Here is a 2,932-nt window from a genome sequence, read left to right on the forward strand (position 1 = left end):
CGGCGCGCTGGGCCTCGGCGACGAGGAACGCCGGCACCTGTTCGCGCTGGGCCACGCCGCCCGCCGGCCGGTGCCCGTCGCGGTCGACCGCGCACCGGAGCGGGTGCCGGACGGCACGCGACGGCTGCTGCGGGTGACCGACACCCCGGCGGTCGTGCTCGGCAGGCACCTGGACCTGCTCGACTGGAACCCGATGGCCGAGGCGCTGCTCGGCGACCCGGGCACCTACCCGCCGGACCGGCTCAACATGCTCCTGCTGCTGTTCGACGACGCCCTAACCGGACGGCGGACCTGCCCGGACTGGGAGCAACAGGCGCTGGACTACATCGGCATGCTGCGCGCCGCCGTCGCCGGCGACCCCACCCACCCCCGCGCCACGGCGATCGTCGGCGAGCTGAGCATCCGCAGCGCCGAGTTCCGCCGGTTGTGGGCCCGCCACGACGTCCGCGAGTCGGTGCGCGGGACCAAGACCTTCCGCGTGCCGGAGGTGGGCGACATCAGGCTGGACTGGGACACCTATCCGCTGCCCGGCAACCCGGGGCCGGTCATGCTGGTGTTCACGGCCGAGCCGGGCAGCCCCGACGCGGACCGGTTGCGGCTGTTGGCGTCGTGGCACGCGTCCCGCGCTCCGGGTCGGTGCTGATCGGCTGGGTCACGGATGGCGCCACACCGGCCGGGTCCGCGTCGCCGCGAGCCCGGCCGCTTCGCTCAACCGGCGCGCACCCCCGACGCGAGCCGGCCGGTCAGCCGCTCCAATGCCGCGGGTCCGCCGTCCTCCGCCAGCAGGGTTTCGACCAGTGCCGATCCGACGATCACCCCGTCGGCGAACCCGGCGACCTCCGCCGCCTGGTTCGCGTCCGACACCCCCATGCCGACGCACACCGGCAGCTCGGTGAGCGCGCGCAGCCGTCGGGCCAGGACCGCCGCGCCGGCGTCCACAGTGGACCGGGTGCCGGTGACGCCCATCAGCGCGGCCGCGTAGACGAACCCGGTGCCGGCCGCGGCCGTCTCCGCCAGCTGGTCGTCCGTGCTGCTCGGGGCGACCACGAACACCGTGGCCAGCCCGTGCTCCGCCGCCTGCCGCCGCCACGGTGCCGACTCGGCCACCGGCAGGTCGGGCAGCACGCAGCCCGATCCTCCCGCGGCGGCCAGCTCGCGCGCGAACCGCTCGACGCCGTAGCGGGACACTGGGTTCCAGTACGACATCACCAGCACCGGCTTGCCCGTCGCCGTGTGGACTTCGCGGACCGTGCGCAGGACGTCCGCGATCCGGACGCCGCCGCGCAGCGCGATGTCGTCGGCGGTCTGGATGACCGGGCCGTCCAGCACCGGGTCGCTGTGGGGGAGGCCGACTTCGACGATGTCCGCGCCCGCGTCGGCGGTCGCCCGCAGCGCCGCGATTCCCCTGTCGACGGTGGGGAACCCGGCCGGCAGGTATGCGATGAGCGCGGCCCGGCCGGCCGCCTTCGTCGCGGCGAGGGTCTCGGTGACCAGGCGCAGGCTCATCGCGCGCCCTCCAGTCCGAAGTGGACGGCGGCGGTGTCGAGGTCCTTGTCGCCGCGACCGGACAGGTTCACCAGCAGGAGGGCGTCCGCGCCGAGCTCGGCGCCGACCCGCAGGGCCCCGGCCAGCGCGTGCGCGCTTTCGATCGCCGGGACGATCCCCTCGGTCGAGGCGAGCAGGCGGAACGCGGCCATGGCTTCGTCGTCGGTGACCGGGCGGTACTCGGCGCGGCCGGAGTCGTGCAGGTACGCGTGTTCCGGGCCGACGCCGGGGTAGTCGAGCCCGGCCGAGATCGACCAGGCTTCGCGGATCTGGCCTTCGTCGTCCTGCAGGACGTAGGAGCGGGAACCGTGCAGGACACCGGGTTCGCCCGCCGAGAGTGACGCCGCGTGCCGCCCGCTGGCCACACCGTGGCCCGCGGCTTCGCAGCCGATCAGGCGGACGCCGGGGTCGTCCAGGAACGCGTGGAACAGCCCGATCGCGTTGGACCCGCCGCCCACACAGGCGATCGCGGCGTCGGGCAGCCGTCCGGTGCGCTCGAGGAGCTGACGGCGGGCTTCGACGCCGATGACGCGCTGGAAGTCGCGGATCATGGCCGGGAACGGGTGCGGCCCGGCGACCGTGCCGAAGAGGTAGTGCGTGTCCTCGACGTGGGCGACCCAGTCGCGGAACGTCTCGTTGATGGCGTCCTTGAGGGTGCGCGACCCGGACGTCACGGGAACGACCCGCGCGCCGAGCAGTTCCATCCGCGCCACGTTGACCGACTGGCTGCGCATGTCCGTCTCTCCCATGTAGACGGTGCACGCGAGACCGGTCAGCGCGCAGGCGGTGGCGGTCGCGACGCCGTGCGAGCCCGCGCCGGTTTCGGCGATGACGCGGGTCTTGCCCATCCGCTGGGCCAGCAACGCCTGGCCCAGCGCGTTGTTCACCTTGTGCGAGCCGGTGTGGTTGAGGTCTTCGCGCTTGAGGAAGACGCGCGCGCCGCCGGCGCGGCCAGCGAAGCGCGGCACCTCGGTCAGCGCGCTCGGGCGGCCGACGTAGTGGGCGAGCAGGTCGTCGAACCGGGCGAGGAACGCGGGATCCGCTTTCGCCCGCTCGTATTCGGCGGCGACCTGGTCGACGGCGGCGACGAGCGCCTGGGGGACGAACTGGCCGCCGAAGGCGCCGAAGTAGCCCGTGGCGCCGGGGGAGTGTCCCGGCGCGGCCGGGAAGAAGAAGGTGTGCGGCATGGCGATGTGCTCCTGACCCGGGACGTCCCGGGTGGTTCGTGGCTGGTCGGGGATCACCGGAGCGCACGAACACGCGGGCTCACCGGGCCGGCCGGTGCTCCCTCGTGACGCGCGGCGAGCGGTGCCATCGCATCCCGTCGACCTGGCCCGCCTCGGCGCCGATCGCGTACCGCACCCGGCGTCCGCGCACGCGCCGCGCG

At 74.5% G+C, this 2,932-nt stretch carries 4 protein-coding genes; 1 reads left to right on the plus strand and 3 read right to left on the minus strand.

Annotated elements, in window-relative coordinates; genetic code table 11:
- Nucleotides 1–643: XRE family transcriptional regulator (locus tag G3I65_RS33740; protein WP_160699690.1), on the plus strand; the 643-nt coding region annotated here is incomplete at its 5' end.
- Nucleotides 644–708: 65 nt separating this feature from the next.
- Here G3I65_RS33740 and trpA read toward each other — a convergent pair.
- The 3 genes from trpA to G3I65_RS59155 form a co-directional block, all read right to left on the minus strand.
- A complete protein-coding gene (gene trpA, locus G3I65_RS33745; protein WP_375336745.1) occupies nt 709–1,500 on the minus strand; it encodes a tryptophan synthase subunit alpha in 792 nt (263 codons plus the stop codon).
- Nucleotides 1,501–1,502: 2 nt separating this feature from the next.
- Nucleotides 1,503–2,732 (minus strand): tryptophan synthase subunit beta, encoded by a 1,230-nt coding sequence (trpB, locus tag G3I65_RS33750; RefSeq protein WP_160699692.1) that lies wholly within the window; start codon nt 2,730–2,732, stop codon nt 1,503–1,505.
- Between the two features lie 79 nt (nt 2,733–2,811).
- Nucleotides 2,812–2,922, minus strand: a complete 111-nt coding sequence (locus G3I65_RS59155) for a hypothetical protein (RefSeq protein WP_375336746.1) — start codon at nt 2,920–2,922, stop codon at nt 2,812–2,814.
- Nucleotides 2,923–2,932 lie beyond the last annotated feature (10 nt).

It is taken from the genome of Amycolatopsis sp. SID8362 (assembly GCF_010550475.1).
Classification (GTDB): domain Bacteria; phylum Actinomycetota; class Actinomycetes; order Mycobacteriales; family Pseudonocardiaceae; genus Amycolatopsis; species Amycolatopsis eburnea.

Bases quoted from the DNA above. Each gene is read 5' to 3' on its own strand.
- trpB (WP_160699692.1), bottom strand. From the start codon at position 2,732: ATGCCGCACACCTTCTTCTTCCCGGCCGCGCCGGGACACTCCCCCGGC.